The organism is Streptomyces beijiangensis (genome assembly GCF_017315755.1).
Classification (GTDB): domain Bacteria; phylum Actinomycetota; class Actinomycetes; order Streptomycetales; family Streptomycetaceae; genus Streptomyces; species Streptomyces beijiangensis.
The window spans coordinates 1-236 of record NZ_JAFLRJ010000626.1 but is presented as its reverse complement, the minus strand read 5'-3'; the positions used below and the strand labels follow the sequence as shown (position 1 = coordinate 236).

1 pseudogene is annotated in these 236 nt (G+C 76.3%); it reads left to right on the top strand.

Annotated elements, in window-relative coordinates:
- Positions 1-236: pseudogene (locus tag J0695_RS37675) on the top strand (LysR family transcriptional regulator); the annotation flags it as partial.

The following is a 236-nucleotide window of genomic DNA, read 5'->3' as shown; positions in this document are numbered from 1 at the left end:
CCGCACCGGCCTGGACGCCGAGACGCTGGCCACCGAGGGGCGCGTGGTGGCACTCGCGGCCGGCCATCCGCTGGCGGCCCGGGACCGGGTGACCGTCGCCGACCTGGGCGTGACGGCCGACACCCTGCACGGGTACATCGAGGAGACCCGCAGCAAGGGCCACGACCTGGCCCAACTCCTCACGCTGGTGGGCCTGGGCGGTCTCACGCCCGTACTGCCCGCCTCCGTGGCCGCCC